We start from the raw sequence: 20,443 nt of genomic DNA on the forward strand, positions 1-20,443 counted from the left end.
TTTGGGAAGATTTGACTATTCCAGAATTACAATTTACGGAAACTCAAGGTCAATATTGTTTCCCGAAAGTTTGACAGTTGAATAAATAAAAATCACCTTGCAGACCTTATAAAACCTGCATTTTCATTGCTTTTTTGATTTCTTCATTTTCGTTTCACTCTTAAAAGAATCTTTTATATCGGTTCTGCAATGATTTTCTAGCATCTGCATATACTATATAAAATACTTTCCCGCTTATGAAAGGAGACTTGTTATGCTTACTTCCCATAAACTTTCCGGCAAACACATCTTTATCACCGGATTTCTGTTCACAGCTGTCCTTGGTACACTGTCGCATTTTTTCTATGAATGGTCCGGCAATGCAACGCTCATCGGACTTTTCTGTCCTGTAAGCGAATCTGCGTGGGAGCATATGAAACTTCTGTTTTTCCCGGCTCTGCTCTACTGTCTCCTTCTCAAATATATATGGGAAAAAGAAAGTCCGAACATCGTTTTGCCGATCTTGTCCGGCATTCTGACCGGAACAACGTTCATTCCTATTTTGTTCTATACTTATTCGGGAACACTCGGCTTTACGGTTGTTTGGATTGATATTGCCATCTTTTACATTTGTACCGGCATCACGTTTGTCATGGCTTCCAATTTGTACCATTCGCAATCACCGGAAGTGCCAAGAGGCACATTCCAGGATTGTAAGCGACCGCCCTTGCAAAAAGCAGAACGATTTCGCACTTTTATATACGGATTGACCTTGCTGTACGCGATCCTTTTCTTTGTATTTACCTTCACCCACCCTGATCTCGCTCTGTTTCAAAATCCCTGATTTTTATATCCCTTTTCCTTACATCCGCTCTATCTTCCCGGCCATTTTCCATCCGCTGAAAGAGGAAGCTGCTTTCCGTCGAGAATAGCGCTTTTCAAAACGTCTTCTGTATCGTACACAAGCTTCAGAGAAAAGAAATCGCAGTCTTCCTCTAACAGATCAAAAAAGATCTTGTCCCCTTCCCACAGTTCCAGTGTATCGGTCTTAGACTTTTGTACCCATTCCAGTTCTCCTTCATCACAGGCGATCGGTTCTCCTTCAAATCCATCCGCCGTATAAAGAGACATGTATTCTACAATATCCTCCCCATAAACAAATGTCACGATTCCCCTGTAAGCCCACGAAGTCAGCGTGTATCCTGTTTCTTCTTTCACCTCTCTAAGGAGACATTCTTCCGGACTTTCCGCATATTCAAAATGTCCGCCGACACCGATCCACTTATCTTTATTTACGTCATTTTCCTTCACTGTACGGTGAAGCATCAAGTATTTTTCATCTTTTTCTATATAACACAATGTACTTAATTTTGTCATAATCATGCTCCTCATCTTTTTGCCTGTTCGCTTTTTTCATTGCAGATCCCGGCGCTTTCAGATCTTCCGCTATCCTGCCTCCAAACTGCGATTCGTACAGATGTCTGTAAAATCCATCCGCAGCCATCAGACTTTCATGATTTCCCTGTTCGATAATCTCACCGTCTTTCATCACAAGGATCACATCTGCCTCTCGGATCGTTGACAGTCTGTGCGCCACAATAAATGTTGTCCTGCCTTCCATCAGTTTCGCAAACGCTGCCTGTATCTTCACTTCCGTCCTTGTATCAATCGAAGACGTCGCCTCGTCAAGGATCAGCATAGGCGGTCTGCACAGCATAACACGAGCGATACACAGAAGCTGTTTCTGTCCCTGAGACAAACCGCCTCCCTCCTCCGTCACCCATGTGTCATATCCGTCCGGCAGTCTTTGGATCACATTATGAATATAGGAGGCTTTCGCAGCTTCTATCATTTCCTCTTCAGATGCATCCGGTCTTCCGAGAAGAATATTCTCCCGGATCGTTCCTGTTTTCAGCCATGTTTCCTGAAGCACCATTCCGTATGCGCTGCGCAGACTGTTTCTTGTAATATTTCTGACATCTTTGCCCTCCACGCAAATGCATCCGCTGTCTGTATCATAAAACCGCATCAGCAGATTGATCAAGGTTGTTTTTCCACATCCAGTCGGTCCGACAACGGCAATGCGTTGTCCGGGCTCAACTTTCAAATTAAAATCTGTAATCAGTTTCTGTCCCGGCGTATAAGAGAAATTAACATGCTCTGCTAAGACATGTCCGCTGACATCTGTCAAAACAGCCGCCTCTTCCGGTTCCTCCGGCTGTGGGATTTCTTCGATCAAGTCGAAAATGCGTCCGGCGCATACAACTGCATTTTGAAACTCTGTCACAACACCTGATATTTCATTGAAAGGTTTTGTATATTGATTTGCATAACTCAAAAATCCGGTCAGTTGTCCTACTGTCAACGTTCCGTTTACAACGGCAAACGCGCCTGCGATGCCGACTCCTGTGTACACCAGACTGTTTACGAAGCGGGTCGCCGGATTCGTAACCGATGAAAAAAAAGTTGCCCTCAAATATGCGTTTCCTAATTTTTCATTGATTTCATCAAACCGTTCTGTCACTTTTTCCCCTTGCCCGAATGCCTGTACGACCTTTTGATTGCCGATCATTTCGTCGATCAGTCCGGTCTGTTCTCCCCTGATCTCAGACTGAAGCCTGAACATGGCAAAGGTCTTACGTGCGATAAAATTTGCAACAAAAAAGGAAACAGGAGTAATCAGGACGACAACGAACGTAATCTTCACATTTATGGACAACATAAAACATAACGTGCCGATAATCGTCGCCATCCCTGTAAACAGTTGGGTAAATCCCATCAACAGTCCGTCTGCAAACTGATCCACATCTGCGATCACACGGCTTACTACCTCTCCGTAAGGGTGACTGTCAATGTATTTCAGCGGAAGGATCTGAATCTTTCGAAATGCTTCGTTCCTTACGTCCTGAATCACCTGATACGTCATTTTGTTATTGCACACATTCATCAGCCATTGTGCCAAAGAGGTAAGCGCCGTACATATTCCGATCTGAATCATAATCCGAAACACCCCGGAGAAGTTTACCGCTCCTTCCCCGACAATCTCATCCACTGCGTAGCCGATCAGTTTCGGAATATACAGTGTCAGCGCGACACTGATCCCTGCCAATAAAATTGAAAAAACAACGAAGATCCTGTATTTACCGAGATGCCTGAATACTTTTTTCAATATTTCACTGCGGTTTGTTTTCTGATTGTTTTCTTTTTTTCTTTTAAGCATGTAAAACCGCCTCCTCCGGGAACTGAGAATAATAGATCTCCTGATATGCCGGACAGCTCTCCATCAATTCTTCATGCGTTCCGACTGCTGCCGTTTCCCCATCTTCCAGCACAATAATCTGATCTGCATATCGAACCGATGCCGCCCTTTGAGAAACAAGAAATACGGTCGGGTTTTCTTTCATATTTTTAATTGCATCGCGAAGCGCTGCATCAGTTGCAAAATCGAGCGCCGACGCGCTGTCGTCCAATATCAGAATATCCGGTTTTCTCACAAGCGCTCTTGCAATCGTCAAACGCTGTTTCTGTCCGCCTGACAGATTTCTTCCGTTTTGCTCTATCATAAAATCAAGTCTTCCGGGTTTTGAGTCAACAAACTCTTTCGCCTGCGAGATTTCAAGCGCTTCTTCCAATGTTTCTTCCGATGCACCTTCATCTCCCCACCGAAGATTATCCTCAATCGTTCCTTTAAACAGAACCGCTTTTTGAAGGACTGTGCCGATATGACTCCGCAGACTTTCAATCTCATATTCTTTTACATTATGCCCGAAAACTTTCACTTCTCCTTCCGACGCATCATAAAATCTCGGAATCATGTTTACGATCGAGGATTTCCCGGAACCCGTTCCTCCGATAATGCCGATCGTCTCTCCAGGCATCGCCCGAAACGATATATCCTTCAAAGAAGCTGCTCCCGCATTGTTATATGTCAGCGATACATGCGAAAATTCTACTGCCGGAATTGTTTGTTCATTTGAAAGCGCCGCTTTCTTTGAATAGGAATAAAGTTCCTTCTCTTTCGGAAAATGTTCGGCACACAAAATGTTTCCTGATTTCATCTCCGGTTTTACTGACAAAACCGCTTCGATCCGCTTCCCACAGGCAGCCGCCTTCGTCACCGTAATGATCAGATTCGCCAGCTTTACAAGTTCTACAAGGATCTGAGACATATAATTGACAAGCGCCACTACCTCTCCCTGAGTCAAACTTCCTATATTTACTCGGATCGCCCCAATATAAATAAGCGCTATGATGCCTCCGTTTACAATGATATACGTCAACGGATTCATAAGCCCGGAAATTCTTCCGACGAATTTCTGCTCCTTTGTGAGCAGGCGGTTATTTTCTTCAAAAGCATCCTTTTCCTGTTCTTCCTTATTAAATGCACGGATCACCCTCACTCCAATAAGATTTTCCCGCGTTTTTAAAAGGATTCCGTCCAAATAGGACTGCACCTTTTTATAAAGAGGCATTGTGATCATCATAATGCCAAATACAACAACCGACAAAAGCGGAATAACTACAACGAAAACAAACGCCGCTTTGACATCCACCATAAACGACATGACCATTGCTCCGATCACAATAAACGGGGAACGCAAAAAAAGACGGAGAACAAGATTCACTCCTGCCTGCGTCTGATTGACATCACTTGTCATGCGCGTCACAAGCGTTGAACTCCCGATCTCATCCATCTCCGAAAAACCCAAATGCTGAATATGTGCAAACAACGCATGACGCACCCCTGTTCCGAACCCCGCCGCGGCTTTTGCAGAAAAGTACTGTGCGGTCAGAGAACAAATAAGCCCGATGATTCCAAGCGCAACTAAAACCAGACACATTTTCACAATATATACCCTGTCTTTGTGTGCAATTCCAATGTCAATAACCGATGCCATAACAAGCGGTACGAATAGTTCAAAAGACGCTTCCAGCATCTTAAACAAAGGTGCCAGAATCGTCTCTTTCCTATAATTTTTCAAATAAATAAGAAGTGATTTCATGTCATTTTCTCCCGGTCAGTTTCTTTCACTGATTATTCTGCACATTTTTCGTAAGTCTATCAATCTACACTGATATCTTACTGCATTCTTCTCATTTATTCAACCAAACCGATACATCATATCGGAAGACTGTCGCGAAGACACAACGCCCCCGAGGATGTTACGTCATTGTCACAGATTTCTATCCTTTTTATCTGCTCTGCTGTGTTCAGAACATTCAGTTGATATTCAGCAATTTCCTGTAAACTCTTAAATCGCTCTTCCTTCCCTTTTCCCTCTTTAATCATCTGTGCATTATGAGATTCCAGGTTAGAAAGTACTGTCAATTCGTTAATGGTGGCAAAATCTCTGACATTACTCTTTTTTGCCAATTCTGGATTGGCTTCTCTCCATGCTTTCGCTGTAAATCCAAATAGTGCCACGTTTAATATGTCTGCTTCTTCTGCATATGCCAACCACTGTAGATTTTCCATATAATTTATCTGTGGAAGCAAATAATTCTTCACTGCATCTGTCTGAATCAAATAATTACTTTTGCTGAGAAAACGTTTCGCATTCCATTCTATCTGTCTCGAGTTGTTTTCTTCTTCCTTCAAGCGTTGGAATTCTTTTATCAGATATAATTTAAACACCGGACTAATTGCAGATGCAAACTCAAAAGCAAGATCTTTATGGGCGAAAGTTCCTCCATACTTTCCACGTTTTACATGTAATCCTATAGCGTTTGTTTTATTAATCCATTCAGAAACACTGGGAGTAAATGTCAATAATCCCGCTTGCTTTTTAAAGTGTTCAGATTCGAACACTTTAAAATCCGGATTATATATTTGTTCCCATACAGACAGATATTCTAATGTTCCACGATTTCTCAACCAATTTCGCACTACATCTGCCGCTCTGGCAGAATTTGACTTTGCCTTTGCAATATCTGTAATGCAGATATAATCATCTAATTCTTCTTTTGAAATAGTAATTTTTACATTTTGAACATCTATAATTCTGTTTTTCATGCATTATCCCCTCTTCTCATAAGCATATCCTCTCTTACAATCCCCGTTTTATCTGCAGTACTTCTGCATATTTCAAAAAACGATTATACAAATATTTATTTTCCTTTATGTTCTTTACGATCTCTACTTCTATTTCTGTTTCCCCTTCTAAGCGATACAAGTCACAAACTGAACGTTCAATATCATAAATATTATATGTTCCAAACTCCGTTTCTTGTTTTCTTATTCCAATATTAAAATTTCTATTTGAAAAATAATGCCTTTGTATCTTAAACTCCATTTTCATCATACTTCGATCTGTTCTTTCTGTGGCTACAGATAAGTAATTTGGTTCAGCAGACAATACTCCCTGATAGTAAAGTGCACTATTCATACAAATAACTGCATCAGGATTGCTTAGACTCACTTCGATACATTTATAATCGAATGGCTTCTTACATTGTTTACCTGAAAGCCAATAATGTCCATAGCACACCTTTTGTAAATAACCTTCATTCACTAAAGTGGAAATCTGGCGATTGGAAAATCCTTCTGCCAAAAGATCTCTTGTTTCTACATAACCTCTGTATTTTCTATATAATGTTTCGATTTTTATATATGTATTCTCTCTCATATTTTCCCCAATGCATTTCTTATTACACATAATATTGCATTTTTTCTTACACATGTCAATATTATTTTTAAAATGGCAGACTATCCCTCACACACAGCGCACCATATCCAAGCAGAGCGTTCGGCCACCGCTCATATCCCGCAAGCTGTCTCGCTCCCCGCCTCAGATACGCCTTCACCTTTTCCCCATAGAGATACGGATCGTTTCCTCTGACAATCCCCCATTCCATCAAAAGCGCCGCGCTTCCTGTTACAAATGGAACTGCAAAAGATGTTCCGCTGAACGCCTGATATCCCCCGCCCGGGACGGGAGCCATCACACGTACACCGGGTGCAGCTATATCAGGTTTCAGCACATTTTCCCCTTCATATGCCCCTGCCGGTCCCCGCCCTGAAAAATCAGCATAAGAAAACGTTCTGGCATCATAAGCAGCCACGGTCACTGCAAGGGATGCCGTAGAAGGGATCGTCAATGTCGACATACTATTCGGTTTCAGAAATGCTGTACCGACATTCAACGCTGACTGCGCCGGAAGCCACATCTGATATTCCCCTCCCACAATGCGTCCCGGGGTCAGGACGATCTTCCATACTCCGCTTTCCACATATTGATTTCTCGGAAGCAAAGAGAGATAGATTTCCTGTTTTACACTATAAGGTTTCGGCTCTCCATAATAAACCAAAAGTTCTGTATCTCCGAGCACATACCGCTGCGCCCCTAAAAATTCATCAAACACTCCTGTCTGTTTTCCCGACGGGCTAATCACCGTAACTCCAATCTCATCAACATACGATTTCCATATTTGAACACTTAATGTCGGTTCTCTTTGCTGAACGGCAAACTCTACTGTCTCCGGCATCTGGGAGCGCACGACTCCCGCCGCATGTCCTGCCGTCGTCCCCTCGTTCCCGCTCCCGATGCAGATAACATTTTTCCACATATCTGCAATATCATTTAAAAACCGTTCTACAAGAGAAGTTCCGTCATGAGAGCCATATGTGTTTCCAAAGCTGATATTAATCGCAACAGGACGACGAAGTTCCATTGCTTTACGAATAACATAATCCACTCCTCGCATCAATTCTGTTGTCCTTGGAAATCCGCCTTCTCTCGGCGCTCCCATTTTCACAACAATCAATTCTGCCTCCGGAGCAGCTCCGCGGAATCTGCGGCCTTCGCTGCCAGAACCATTTCCTGCGGCGATTCCTGCCACCGCAGTTCCGTGACCGCTGATATCCGCTGTTTTCACCATCTGTCTGCGCGTTTCTCGGTCTTCTTCTGCCAGCGCGGCATTAATCTGCTCCCGCGTATACTCTGCCCCTGCCGAATATCCCAGCGGCGGCGTTCCTTCGGCAGCCTGATCCCACAGAGACACAATCCGCGTTGTTCCATCTTCATTTCTGAAATCAAAATTCTCATAATCAATCCCGCTGTCAACAATCCCGATCAGCGTTCCTTCCCCTCGTAAAGACAGCGGTGTCTCTTGCACAACATTGATGCACGACACTGCCCGCCCTACATCCGCCTGAAAATACAAACTTTTCGGTTTTTCTACAAACTCCACTTCAGGAAGCTGCGCCATCTGTTCAATCCGTTCCTCTTCTATCAAGACAATCGCATATCCGTTTAGAAGTTCTGTAACTGAACGCGCTGTTTGTCTGATCCCTTCAATCGATCCCGAATATTTCACGATCAGTTCCCACACATTTTCTTCTCTGTCATATCCAACATCCAGTTCTTCTGACCTTCGGCGTTCTCCTTCGTTCGCATCCAATGCCAGATTTAATAGATTCTCCAGTTTTTGACTCATTCATCCCCCTGAACAACTGCGTTTTTCCTGCACAGTCTTTCCTGCACATACTTTTTTCATTATATGTATATGTCGCTACAGGAACAACATCTACCGGATTCTTATAAGAAATTTATAAACCTATCCTAAATCCTCTCATCAGCATGTTCCCCCGAGCAGTTTAAACAGCCGTTTTGCCGCTTCTTTTGTATCTTCCGCAGATCCGAATGTAGAAAACCTGAAGTACCCTTCCCCACAGGCTCCGAACCCTTCGCCCGGTGTTCCTATTACCTGAATCTCTCTGAGAAGATAGTCAAAAAACTCCCAGCTTCCCATTCCGTTCGGACACTTCATCCAAATATACGGCGCATTTTTTCCTCCGCAGTACCAAATTCCGAGCTGATCCAGCGTCTCCATCAACACTTTTGCATTTTGCTTGTACACCTGAATATTCTCGTGAATCTGTTTCTGTCCTTCCTCTGTAAAAACTGCCGCTCCGCCTTTTTGGATAATATAGGAAACGCCGTTTGTTTTCGTCGTTCGATTCCGCACCCACATTTCATTCAGATTCATTCCGCTCCGATTCAAGGCTTTCGGAATAATCGTATAACCAAGTCTTGTTCCGGTAAACCCTGCCGTCTTTGATAAAGAACAGATTTCGATCGCACATGTCTGTGCTCCCCGCAATTCAAAAATACTGTGAGGAAACGTTTCTTCTTCTATAAATGCCTCATATGCCGCATCAAAAAGGATCACAGAACCATTCTCATTTGCAAAATCCACCCACGCCTGAAGTTGTTCCTTTGAAAAGACAGCTCCTGTCGGATTGTTCGGCGAACACAGATAGATCAGATCTGCCCTTGTTTCACTGTCCGGTACCGGCAGAAATCCATTCTTTTCTGAAGATGTCAAATGAATGATCTTCCTGCCTGCCATTATATTCGCATCTACATAAGCTGGATAAGATGGCTCAATTACAAGAGCGGAATCCGAACGGTCAAACAGATCCAAAAGATCGCCCAGCTCATCGCTTGCTCCACTTGAGACGAAAACTTCTTCTGCCGACAGCGATACCCCTCTCTTCTTATAATAATCTGCAACCGTTTCTCTTAAAAAGGGCGCTCCGCACTCCGGCATATATCCGTGAAAACTTTCTTTTGACGCCTGATCTTCCACCGCTTCATGAAGCGCATTAATCACAGCGTCACACAGCGGAAGCGAAACGTCTCCTATCCCCATCCGCAAAAGTTTTGTTCCGGGATGTTCCTGTTCATAAGCCTTTGTTTTCTGTGCTATATTATAAAAGAGATAAGAATCCTTTAACTCTCCATAATGCATATTCGGTTTAATCATTTTCTTTTTTCTCCCTTCCACCTGATCTTTTAATGTCATTTTTCTTTTTACATCCCTTTATATCCCTTTTGAAACGCCTTTTAAAAGTTTCCCTTCAAACCGATCTTTACGGGTATCTTCCGGTATCTGCGTCGGATATCTTCCATGAAAACAGGCAGCGCAATACGCTTGACTCCCGATCAGCTCTCCCAGTTTTTCCACTTTAAGATACGCCAGTGTATCCGCCTCTATCATCTTAGCGATCTCTTCCGTGCTGTGATGACTGGCGATTAGATTTTCCTCTGAATCAATATCTGTTCCGTAATAACACGGATGAAGAAACGGCGGCGATGAAATCCTCATATGGATCTCTTTTGCCCCTGCGTCGCGCAGAAGTTTCACGATCCGCTTGCTTGTCGTGCCTCTTACGATAGAATCATCGATCAGCACGACTTTCTTTCCTTCTATCACGCTTCTCACCGGACTTAACTTAATCCGAACCTGATCCATCCTTTCTTTCTTGCCCGGGAAGATAAAGGTTCTTCCGATATATTTGTTTTTGATCAGACCAATCCCATAAGGGATGCCTGATTTTCGTGCATATCCCAAAGCGGCGTCCAAACCGCTGTCAGGAACACCAATCACGATATCCGCGTCCACCGGATCTGTTTTTGCCAGTAATTCTCCTGCTTTCCTGCGCGCCTCATGCACAGATACTCCGTCAATAGTCGAATCAGGTCTGGCAAAATAAATATACTCAAAAATGCATGTTGTTTTCTTCTGTTTCCCACAATGTTCCTTCCTGGATTCCACACCATTTTCCGTAAATACCAAAATCTCTCCCGGCAGTACGTCCCGAATAAACTCTGCTCCGACCGCCGCCAGCGCACAGCTTTCCGATGCCGCCACATAAGTTCCATCCGGCATCCGACCATAACAAAGAGGTCTGAACCCATAGGGATCCCGCGCGGCGATCATCTTTGTCGAAGACATTAAGATAAGGGAATATGCACCTTCCAGCAAATTCATTGTATTGCTTACCGCCTCTTCGATACTCGGTGTCATAAGTCTCTCCCTCGTGATCACATAAGCAATCGTTTCTGTATCACTTGTCGTATGAAAGATTGCTCCCGACAGTTCCAGCCTGTCGCGCAGTTTTAACGCATTCGTCAAATTGCCGTTGTGCGCCAGCGCCATTTTGCCCTTTTGATGATTAACTTCGATCGGCTGGCAATTCTTCCTCGTATTCCCTCCGGTCGTTCCGTATCGTACATGTCCGACCGCTATATTTCCCTGTGGAAAATGTCCTGGCGTATCTTTTGAAAACACTTCGCTGACAAGTCCCAGATCTTTATAAGCGAAAAAATCCCCGTCATCATTTACAACGATCCCACAGCTTTCCTGCCCTCTGTGCTGAAGTGCATAAAGTCCATAATAAACCAATTCTGCCACACTTTGTTTCTTTGTTCCCATCACACCGAACACACCGCATTCTTCATGAACAGCCATCTTTTTATGTCCTCCTGTTATCTCGCCGAATCCGCATCATCGGCCGGAATGGATTTTGCCTGATTTAATGCCGCAGTAATAAATCCTTTAAACAACGGATGCGCCTGATTCGGGCGGCTTTTGAATTCCGGATGAAACTGTACGCCGACAAAAAACGGATGATCCGAAAGTTCCACCGTCTCTGCCAGCCTGTTATCCGGCGATGTGCCGCTGATCACAAGCCCCGCCATCGTCAGTTCTTCCCGATACTTATTATTCAGTTCATACCGATGGCGATGACGTTCCCGAATCTCGCTTACGCCGTAACATTTTTCCAGCATCGTCCCTGCTTTAATGCTGCAAGGATAACTTCCAAGCCGCAATGTTCCGCCCTTATTGATCTCTTCACTTTGACCCGGCATGAAATCAATCACCTTATGGGCGCACTGTTCGTCAAATTCTCCTGAATGAGCATCCTGAATCCCTGCTGCATTTCTCGCAAATTCAATCACCGCAATCTGCATACCGAGGCAAATACCAAAATAAGGGATTCTATTTTCGCGGGCATATTTTGCCGCTAAAATCATCCCTTCAATCCCACGATTTCCAAAACCGCCCGGAATAATAATGCCATGAAGCCCCTGCAGAAGTTCATCGACATTTTCCTTCGTAATATTTTCCGAATCGATCCAATGGATCTTTACAAACGTGTTCCGCTCATAGCCCGCATGGTTCATTGCTTCTGCCACTGACAGATATGCGTCATGAAGCTTTATATATTTTCCGACTAATCCGATATGTACTTCTTCTGAACGATTATGAATCCGTTCTACCATCTGTTCCCATTCCGTAAGATCTGGTTTCGGAGCATCTATATGAAGATTTCTGCATACGACAGATGAGAAATTCGATTTTTCCAACATCAGAGGCGCTTCGTAGAGATTCGGCAGCGTCCTGTTCTCGATCACACAATCCGGCTTCACATTACAAAACAAAGAGATTTTCTGAAAAATAGATTCTTCCAGCGGCTGATCAGATCGAAGAACGATAATATCAGGATTGATTCCCATTCCCCGAAGTTCTTTTACCGAATGCTGCGTTGGTTTTGATTTATGTTCCTCTGATCCGCTCAAATACGGAACTAATGTGACATGAATGAACAAGCTGTTCTCTTTGCCTGTTTCCAGTGAAATCTGCCGTACCGCCTCCAGAAAAGGCTGAGATTCAATATCTCCGATCGTACCGCCGATCTCCGTGATCACCACATCCGCGTCTGTCTTTTTCCCTACCCGGTATACAAACTCTTTGATCTCATTTGTAATATGCGGGATCACCTGTACCGTAGACCCGAGATATTCCCCTCTTCGTTCTTTATTCAGCACGTTCCAGTAGACCTTTCCGGTTGTCAGATTCGAATATTTATTCAGATCCTCATCAATAAACCGCTCATAATGACCTAAGTCCAAATCTGTCTCTGCACCGTCCTCAGTCACATACACTTCTCCATGCTGATAAGGACTCATTGTGCCGGGATCTACGTTAATATATGGATCCAGTTTCTGAGCCGCCACTTTCAGTCCTCTCGCTTTTAACAGCCGCCCCAGCGACGCTGCCGTTATTCCTTTTCCCAAACCGGACACAACGCCTCCGGTCACAAATATATACTTCGTCATAATATTTCCTTCCTTACTTTCCACTATCCCCATAATTTGAGAGCACCCTTGCCGAAGGATCGTTCACATCGCATCCCACCCATTCCTTATTCGGCATCCAAAAATCAACGATCATCTCTGCCTGACCAGGATAATACTTTTCAAAAATTTCTCGATATAATAAGGACTCTTTTGTAAACGGTGTGGCGTAAGTATATTTTCGACGTAACTGTTCATATTCCTCATCTGTGTACTTATCCCGCGCATATTCTTTCAAATAATCTACCATTGAATGTCCCACCGCATCTGAGAATGCCGCCTTCTCTCTCCAAAGGATTTCCTCCGGAAGATAACCGTCTTCCTCAAAGGCATGGCGAAGAAGATATTTCCCCTTCCCGTAAGTATTCATTTTCAATTTCGGGTCTACCGACATTACATATTTCACAAAATCCAAATCCCCAAACGGGACTCTGGCTTCCAGCGAATTGACGGAAATACAACGGTCTGCCCGCAAAACGTCATACATATGAAGCTCCTTGATCCGCTTTTCGGATTCCTTCTGAAAAGCATCTGCATCCGGCGCAAAATCGGTATACTTATATCCGAATAATTCATCCGAGATCTCCCCTGTCAAAAGGACACGGATCGGCGTCTGCTCATGAATCGCTTTACATACCATATACATCCCGATCGATGCGCGGATCGTCGTAATATCATAAGTTCCCAATATACGGATCACTGTTTCCAAGTCCGAGATCACCTGCTCCGGCGTCATATAGATCTCCGTATGGGCGCTTCCGATATAATCTGCAACTTGTCTTGCATACTTCAAATCAATGGCATCTTCACTCATCCCGATGGCAAACGTCTGGATCGGCCTGCTGCTTTTCTTTGCCGCAATGGAGCACACAAGAGACGAGTCCAATCCTCCTGAAAGCAAAAAACCGACCTTTGCATCGGCTACAAGACGTTTTTCCACACCGGAAACTAATTTGTCATGGATCTTCCTGCAGACAGTTTCCAGATCATCGTGGCATACCTCCTCTGCCTTTGCAATGTCGCAATAACAGATAAACTGACCGTTTTTATAATAATGTCCGGGCGGAAACGGCATGATCTTATCCGTAAGACCTACCAGGTTTTTCGCTTCACTGGCAAAAATAACAGCTCCGTCTTTATCATACCCGTAATAGAGCGGACGGATGCCGATGGGATCTCTCGCCGCAATAAATTCTCTTGTATCAGCATCATACAGAATACAGGCAAATTCTGCATCCAGCATTGCGAACATCTCTGTTCCGTATTCCCGATACATCGGCAAAAGAATCTCGCAATCTGACTCACTTTCAAAAGAATACTTTTCTGAAAGACTTTCTTTTAATTTCTCAAACCCGTAAATCTCCCCATTGCAGACCACATAACTGTTTCCCAACTGAAACGGCTGCATTCCGGAAGGAGTAAGCCCCATGATCGCCAGCCTGTGAAATCCAAGGATTCCATCTTGAACTTCGACTACCCTGCTGTCATCAGGACCTCTTGACACCGTTCTTTGAAACCCTTCCATAAAAATATCAAAAGCAGCATTGCTGCTGCAATAACCCATAATAGAACACATATAAATTTACCTCCGTAAACCTAAGTCATCCGGAAATATTGGTTCTGCAAACAGCGCTGCGCGGCTCTTACTGACCCGCGCTCGCTGTAGGCATCACCTGCAATATTCCGGTTTTCCTTTCTGAACGCCGCATCCCAATACATGAGATACGTCATACTCATTCCTTCTTTCTGTATCCATCCTGGCTATTTTACGCCAAACAATAAATCTCCATAGGTTGGGAACGGCCAGTATTTCTTTGCCGTCACAGTTTCTGCCTCGTCACAGGCAACTCTTAGTTCACTCATTTTACTGAGAGCGATATCACGGATCATATAAGATTGCTCTTCGATTGCCTGAACGTCCTGTATCTTCATGACTGCTTCGTCCAGTTCTTCTGCCTTCACCGCGATCTGTTCTTCCAGTCTTGCCAATTTCTTCAATAAACCTGTCTCATAACTGCATGGCAGAGAAGCATCAACCGACTTTTTCGCCGCAGCCGTATTCGCCAGTTCCAAAGCATATGCGCTTACCGCAGGAGCTATCTCTGTCTTCGCCATATCGATCATCGTATTTGCTTCGATCAGTACAGTCTTGCAGTAATTATCCAACATAATCTCACACCTTGATTTCAGCTCTGCCTCAGAAAATACTTTATGAGATGTCAGCATCCGGACATTTTTCTCATCAAGCAGATGCGGCATACAATCCGGCGTTGTCCGATAATTGAGAAGACCTCTGTTTTCCGTCGCTTCTTTGATCCATGTATCATCATATCCGTTTCCATTGAAAATAATATGTTTGTGATCCTTAATCGTCTTACGGATCATTTCATGCAAAGTCTCTTCGAAGTTTTCCGCTTTCTCCAGTCTGTCTGCATAAATCTTCAGGCTCTCTGCCACTGCGCTGTTGAGCATAATGTTTGCACATGCGATACTGTTTGAAGAACCAAGCATACGGAATTCAAATTTATTTCCTGTAAATGCAAACGGTGAAGTACGGTTGCGGTCTGTCGTATCACGGTTGAACTTCGGAAGAACGTTTACTCCAAGTCTCATCTGCGTTTTTTCTGTTCCCTCATACGGTGTATCTGTCTCGATCGCTTCAAGCACCGCATTCAGCTCATCCCCCAGGAAGATCGACACAACTGCCGGAGGCGCTTCATTTGCCCCGAGACGGTGATCGTTTCCCGCCGTTGCAACAGAAAGACGGAGAAGATCCTGATAATCGTCCACAGCTTTGATCACCGCGCACAGGAAAACTAAGAACTGTGCGTTTTCATAAGGTGTCTCTCCGGGTGACAGCAAATTCACTCCTTTATCTGTCGCCAGCGACCAGTTATTGTGCTTTCCGCTTCCGTTTACACCTGCAAAAGGTTTTTCATGCAGAAGACATACAAGTCCATGTCTCGCTGCAACCTTCTGCATGATCTCCATCGTCAGTTGGTTATGATCTGTCGCAATGTTCGTCGTTGTATAGATCGGCGCCAGCTCATGCTGTGCCGGAGCTACTTCGTTATGTTCTGTCTTTGCCAGTATTCCAAGTTTCCAGAGTTCTTCGTTTAACTCTTCCATATAAGCGGCAACTCGTGATTTAATCACTCCGAAATAATGATCGTCCATCTCCTGTCCTTTTGGAGGTTTCGCACCGAACAAAGTACGTCCTGTAAATCTAAGATCTCTTCTTTGATCGTACATTTCTTTTGTAATAAGGAAATATTCCTGTTCCGGTCCTACCGATGTGCGGACACATTTTACATCTTCATGACCGAACAGACGGAGGATACGAAGCGCCTGTTTATTCAGCGCCTCCATGGAACGGAGCAGCGGGGTCTTTTTGTCAAGGGCTTCTCCGCAGTAAGAACAAAACGCAGTCGGGATACACAATGTCTTTCCTTTAATAAATGCATATGATGTCGGATCCCATGCAGTATATCCTCTCGCCTCAAATGTAGCCCGAAGTCCGCCGGACGGAAACGAAGATGCATCCGGTTCTCCTTTGATCAGTTCTTTTCCCGAAAACTCCATGATAACTCCGCCGTCCGGGGATGGAGAAATGAAACTGTCATGCTTTTCTGCCGTTACTCCGGTAAGAGGCTGAAACCAATGCGTGTAATGTGTCGCCCCGTTTGCAACTGCCCAATCTTTCATTGCCGCCGCAACTGCGTTTGCCACACTGATATCGAGCTTTGCACCTTCGTCAATCGTTCTTCTCAATGACTGGTATACTTTCGCCGATAAATTTGCCTTCATCACTCTGTCATCAAAAACCTTACATCCAAAAAATTCCGATACATTTTTCATAACGCCACTCCTTCCAATTTGAAAAGGCAAGGAACTCTTTCACGGTACTTTTTCTGCACATGAAAGACGCCCTTGCCTTTTTAACCCAAATTGTATCTTTTTTTATAAAAGAAAAAGACGTCTCTGAGACCATTCTCTCAAAGACGTCTTTGCCTTTACTCGTTGGATAATACACCCCGAAAAAGTGTTTGTCAATCCCTTTTTTTGATTTTTCCCTGAATTTTTTCTCAAATTTTTCTAGATTTTTTCTCAAAAAGATCTCACACTAAGATCGCCTGTTTCATCTCTTTTACATACTGCCCCACCGGATCTGCCGCATTTTTTCCATACTTCTCAAGAAATTTTATCACTGCAGAGCCAACGATTACCCCATCTGAAAGATCCGACATCTTTTTCGCCTGTTCAGGTGCAGAGATCCCGAATCCGACAGCGCATGGAATCTTCGTATGCTCTCTTACAATCTTTACCATCGACGAAACATCGGTCGTAATCTCCTTTCTCGTTCCTGTCACGCCCAGACTGGAAACGATATACAGAAAGCCTTCCGCTTCCTCTGCGATCAAAGCGATCCTTTGTTCCGACGTCGGTGCGATCATCGAGATTAATGCCACGCCATATTCCCTGCATACAGGCGCAAATTCTTCTTTCTCCTCAAACGGCAGATCCGGCAGAATAATGCCGTCAACTCCAATCTCCCGACAAGTCCGCATAAAAAGATCTGCCCCGTAAGAAAACACAACATTCGCATAAGTCATAAATACAAATGGAACGTTCACTTCTTTTCGAAGTTCCCGCACAAGATCGAATATCTTATCTGTTGTGGCGCCTCCGCCAAGAGCTCTTATATTCGCCTTTTGGATAACCGATCCTTCTGCAACAGGATCGGAAAAAGGAATCCCAAGTTCTATGAGATCTGCCCCTTGTTCCGCCGCCTTTTTCACCACCTGTGCCGTTGTTTCTAAATCGGGATCACCGCAAGTAATAAACGGGATAAATGCTTTTCCCGCTGTAAACGCCTCTTGAATACGCTCTGCTCCTGTCTTACTCATAAAGATCCTCCCCTCTGTATCTGGCGATCGCCGCACAATCTTTGTCTCCTCTGCCGGAAATCGTAATGACAATGATCTGATCCTGCCTCATCTCAGGGGCAATCTTCCTTGCATATGCCACTGCATGAGCAGACTCTATTGCCGGAATAATCCCCTCTGTCCTTGCCAAAAACTCAAACGCTTCGACCGCTTCCTCATCGGTAACCGGCACATATTCCGCCCGTCCTGTATCGTGCAGATATGCATGTTCAGGTCCGATTCCCGGATAATCCAGTCCGGCGGAAATCGAATAGACCGGCGCGATCTGCCCGTACTGATCCTGACAGAAATATGATTTCATCCCGTGAAAAATCCCCGTTTTACCTGTATTGACAGCAGCCGCCGTCTCGAACGTATGAATTCCTCTGCCTGCCGCTTCACATCCGATCAGCCGTACCTGGCGATCCTCGATAAAATGATAGAAACTGCCGATAGCATTCGAACCGCCTCCGATACACGCAATCACCGCGTCCGGCAGTCTCCCTTCCTTTTCCATGATCTGTTCTTTCATTTCCCGAGAAATCACCGCCTGAAAATCACGGACGATCGTAGGAAACGGATGTGGTCCCATCACTGACCCGAGACAATAATGAGTATCCTCAATACGGGAAGTCCATTCCCGCATCGCTTCCGACACCGCATCTTTCAATGTTGCTGTTCCGCTTGCGACCGGAATCACTTCTGCCCCTAAAAGGCGCATCCGATATACGTTCAGCGCCTGACGCTTCGTATCTTCCTCACCCATAAACACGACACATTCCATATCGAGCAGCGCCGCTGCCGTAGCCGTGGCAACACCATGCTGTCCCGCGCCGGTTTCTGCGATCAGCCTTGTTTTTCCCATCTTCTTTGCCAAAAGCGCCTGCCCAAGTACGTTGTTGATCTTATGAGCGCCCGTATGATTCAGATCTTCTCTCTTCAGATAGATTTTCGCCCCTCCGAGAGTTTCCGTCATTTTTTTCGCAAAATACAATCTCGAAGGTCTGTTTGCATATTCTCTGTAAAGTTCTTGCAATTCCGCCTGAAATTCCCGATCATTTTTATAATAATTATACGCTTCCTCTAATTCTGTAACCGCATTCATCAATGTTTCCGGAATATACTGTCCTCCGTAAATTCCGAAACGCCCTGCCTTATTCGTCATGCTCTGTCTCCTTTCTTCTGACTGCATCCACAAATGCCGCCATTTTCTCCTGATCTTTCCTTCCATCCGTCTCCAGAGAAGAACTTGCGTCTACTCCGTACGGACGGATCTTCTCAACAGCTCTCGCCACATTTTCCGCTGTCAGTCCTCCTGCCAGAAAGAACGGTCTTTTCATTCCTTTCAGCAAATTCCAGTCGAACACTTTTCCACTTCCGGCTCCGGCATCCAACAGCAAAAGATCTGCCTTACTCCCCTCTGCCCGTTCAACCGCTTCTTTTCCTGTAATACAAAACGCCTGCATCACCGGAAGGTCCGTCAGTTCCTTTATCTTTCTTACTTCGGCATCTGTCTCATTTCCGTGAAGCTGAATGCGATCGATCACGCCTCTGTCTGATAGTTCTGCAATAACTTCCGGCGTCTCCCCTGCAAATACTCCCACAACTTGAATCGACGGATCAAGCAGAGCCTTCAATCTTTTTGCTTTTTCATAACTCACCTTGCGTCGGCTCTCATTCGCAAACACAAACCCGATGTAATCCGGTTTCAGTGCATTTGCCCATTCTATCTCACATTCCCTTGTCAGTCCGCATAATTTTATCTTCGTCATATACACCCCCGCAGTTCCCGAAGCTTCGCCTTTTTATCCGAAGCTCTCATCAGCGCCTCTCCGATCAGAACCCCATCGGCGCCAATCTTTTCCATCGCTTCTACATCTTTCCTTGTCTTCACTCCGCTTTCCGCCACAAATAAAATGTCTTTCGGAACAAGATTTCGAAGCTGCCTGCTCCGATCCTGATCTACTGTAAAATCTTCCAAACATCGATTGTTCACCCCGATCAGCCTTGACCCTGCCCGCAGTGCAATTTGAATTTCCTGTTCATTATGAACTTCCGTCAAAGCCGAAAGTCCCAGTTGCTCACAGATTTCCAAATCTTTCTCTATCTCTTCTTCAGTCAGAAGCGAACAGATCAAAAGAACTGCCGACGCTCCGAGCACTTTCGCCTCGTAGATCATATATTCATCAATCGTAAAATCCTTTCGCAGACAAGGAACTGCCGTCTTTTCTGCAATTTCTTTTAAATATTCGTTTCTGCCGAGAAACCATTTCGGTTCTGTCAGTACTGAAATCGCGTCTGCCCCTGCGTTTTCATAGCATTTTGCAATGTCCATATACGGGAAATCTTCTGCGATCAATCCTTTGGACGGCGACGCCTTTTTGCACTCGCATATCATTGAGATGCCCGGTTTTCGCAGTGCCTTTTCAAATGCAAACGCCCCTTTTGGCATGGTAAGCGCCAGCGTTTTCATTTCTTCGAAAGAGATTTCCCTTTTTGCCTGCTCCACACGCTTCTTCGTATCTTGTGATATTTGTTTCAACAGATTCATCCTTCTCCTCCTGACGATATTTCCTTTAATCTTCTCCTGCGACCAATGATGATCTTCCTCTC

Annotated in this window: 16 protein-coding genes; 1 reads left to right on the forward strand and 15 read right to left on the reverse strand. The window is 44.6% G+C overall.

From position 1 onward, the window contains the following. Window positions 1-253 precede the first annotated feature (253 nt). The gene (locus tag RCH61_RS07495; RefSeq protein ID WP_306480329.1) at window positions 254-823 is read left to right on the forward strand and encodes a DUF6512 family protein; all 570 of its coding nucleotides are present in this window, start codon (window positions 254-256) and stop codon (window positions 821-823) included. 29 nt (window positions 824-852) lie between these two features. On the opposite strand, the gene RCH61_RS07500 is transcribed toward RCH61_RS07495, so the two are convergent. The 15 genes from RCH61_RS07500 to trpC form a co-directional block, all read right to left on the reverse strand. Then, window positions 853-1,356 (reverse strand): NUDIX hydrolase, encoded by a 504-nt coding sequence (locus RCH61_RS07500; RefSeq protein WP_306480330.1) that lies wholly within the window; start codon window positions 1,354-1,356, stop codon window positions 853-855. Beyond that, window positions 1,316-3,199, reverse strand: coding sequence for an ABC transporter ATP-binding protein (locus RCH61_RS07505; RefSeq protein WP_306480331.1), 1,884 nt, complete (start codon window positions 3,197-3,199; stop codon window positions 1,316-1,318). Before RCH61_RS07505 ends, RCH61_RS07500 begins: the two co-directional genes overlap by 41 nt. After that, window positions 3,192-4,982 carry an ABC transporter ATP-binding protein gene (locus RCH61_RS07510; protein ID WP_306480332.1) on the reverse strand — a complete coding sequence of 597 codons (1,791 nt, stop codon included), beginning with the start codon at window positions 4,980-4,982 and terminating at the stop codon, window positions 3,192-3,194. The genes RCH61_RS07505 and RCH61_RS07510 overlap by 8 nt, the downstream gene beginning before the upstream one ends. 116 nt (window positions 4,983-5,098) lie before the next feature. After that, window positions 5,099-5,992, reverse strand: a complete 894-nt coding sequence (locus tag RCH61_RS07515; protein ID WP_306480333.1) for a KilA-N domain-containing protein — start codon at window positions 5,990-5,992, stop codon at window positions 5,099-5,101. A 34-nt stretch (window positions 5,993-6,026) separates the two neighbouring features. Next, window positions 6,027-6,605 carry a type IV toxin-antitoxin system AbiEi family antitoxin domain-containing protein gene (locus RCH61_RS07520; protein ID WP_178007538.1) on the reverse strand — a complete coding sequence of 193 codons (579 nt, stop codon included), beginning with the start codon at window positions 6,603-6,605 and terminating at the stop codon, window positions 6,027-6,029. Between the two features lie 67 nt (window positions 6,606-6,672). Next, entirely contained in the window at window positions 6,673-8,415 is a 1,743-nt protein-coding gene (locus tag RCH61_RS07525) for a S8 family peptidase (RefSeq protein WP_178007541.1), read from the reverse strand. Between the two features lie 138 nt (window positions 8,416-8,553). Continuing rightward, window positions 8,554-9,747, reverse strand: coding sequence for an LL-diaminopimelate aminotransferase (locus RCH61_RS07530; RefSeq protein ID WP_178007543.1), 1,194 nt, complete (start codon window positions 9,745-9,747; stop codon window positions 8,554-8,556). Between the two features lie 57 nt (window positions 9,748-9,804). Further along, a complete protein-coding gene (purF, locus tag RCH61_RS07535) occupies window positions 9,805-11,235 on the reverse strand; it encodes an amidophosphoribosyltransferase (RefSeq protein WP_178007545.1) in 1,431 nt (476 codons plus the stop codon). A 17-nt stretch (window positions 11,236-11,252) separates the two neighbouring features. Beyond that, on the reverse strand, window positions 11,253-12,887 hold the full coding sequence (locus RCH61_RS07540) for a CTP synthase (RefSeq protein WP_178007547.1): 1,635 nt from the start codon (window positions 12,885-12,887) through the stop codon (window positions 11,253-11,255). A 13-nt stretch (window positions 12,888-12,900) separates the two neighbouring features. Next, window positions 12,901-14,481, reverse strand: a complete 1,581-nt coding sequence (gene asnB / locus RCH61_RS07545) for an asparagine synthase B (protein ID WP_178007548.1) — start codon at window positions 14,479-14,481, stop codon at window positions 12,901-12,903. Between the two features lie 185 nt (window positions 14,482-14,666). Continuing rightward, window positions 14,667-16,763 carry a glutamine synthetase III family protein gene (locus tag RCH61_RS07550; protein ID WP_178007550.1) on the reverse strand — a complete coding sequence of 699 codons (2,097 nt, stop codon included), beginning with the start codon at window positions 16,761-16,763 and terminating at the stop codon, window positions 14,667-14,669. Between the two features lie 260 nt (window positions 16,764-17,023). Further along, window positions 17,024-17,812 carry a tryptophan synthase subunit alpha gene (gene trpA / locus RCH61_RS07555; protein ID WP_178007552.1) on the reverse strand — a complete coding sequence of 263 codons (789 nt, stop codon included), beginning with the start codon at window positions 17,810-17,812 and terminating at the stop codon, window positions 17,024-17,026. Next, entirely contained in the window at window positions 17,805-18,995 is a 1,191-nt protein-coding gene (gene trpB, locus RCH61_RS07560) for a tryptophan synthase subunit beta (protein WP_178007553.1), read from the reverse strand. The genes trpA and trpB overlap by 8 nt, the downstream gene beginning before the upstream one ends. After that, on the reverse strand, window positions 18,985-19,602 hold the full coding sequence (locus tag RCH61_RS07565; protein WP_178007555.1) for a phosphoribosylanthranilate isomerase: 618 nt from the start codon (window positions 19,600-19,602) through the stop codon (window positions 18,985-18,987). The genes trpB and RCH61_RS07565 overlap by 11 nt, the downstream gene beginning before the upstream one ends. Next, window positions 19,599-20,381, reverse strand: coding sequence for an indole-3-glycerol phosphate synthase TrpC (trpC, locus tag RCH61_RS07570; RefSeq protein WP_178007557.1), 783 nt, complete (start codon window positions 20,379-20,381; stop codon window positions 19,599-19,601). Before trpC ends, RCH61_RS07565 begins: the two co-directional genes overlap by 4 nt. Between the last annotated feature and the right edge of the window lie 62 nt (window positions 20,382-20,443).

The sequence above is a fragment of the Mediterraneibacter sp. genome (genome assembly GCF_030825015.1).
Taxonomy (GTDB): domain Bacteria; phylum Bacillota; class Clostridia; order Lachnospirales; family Lachnospiraceae; genus Mediterraneibacter.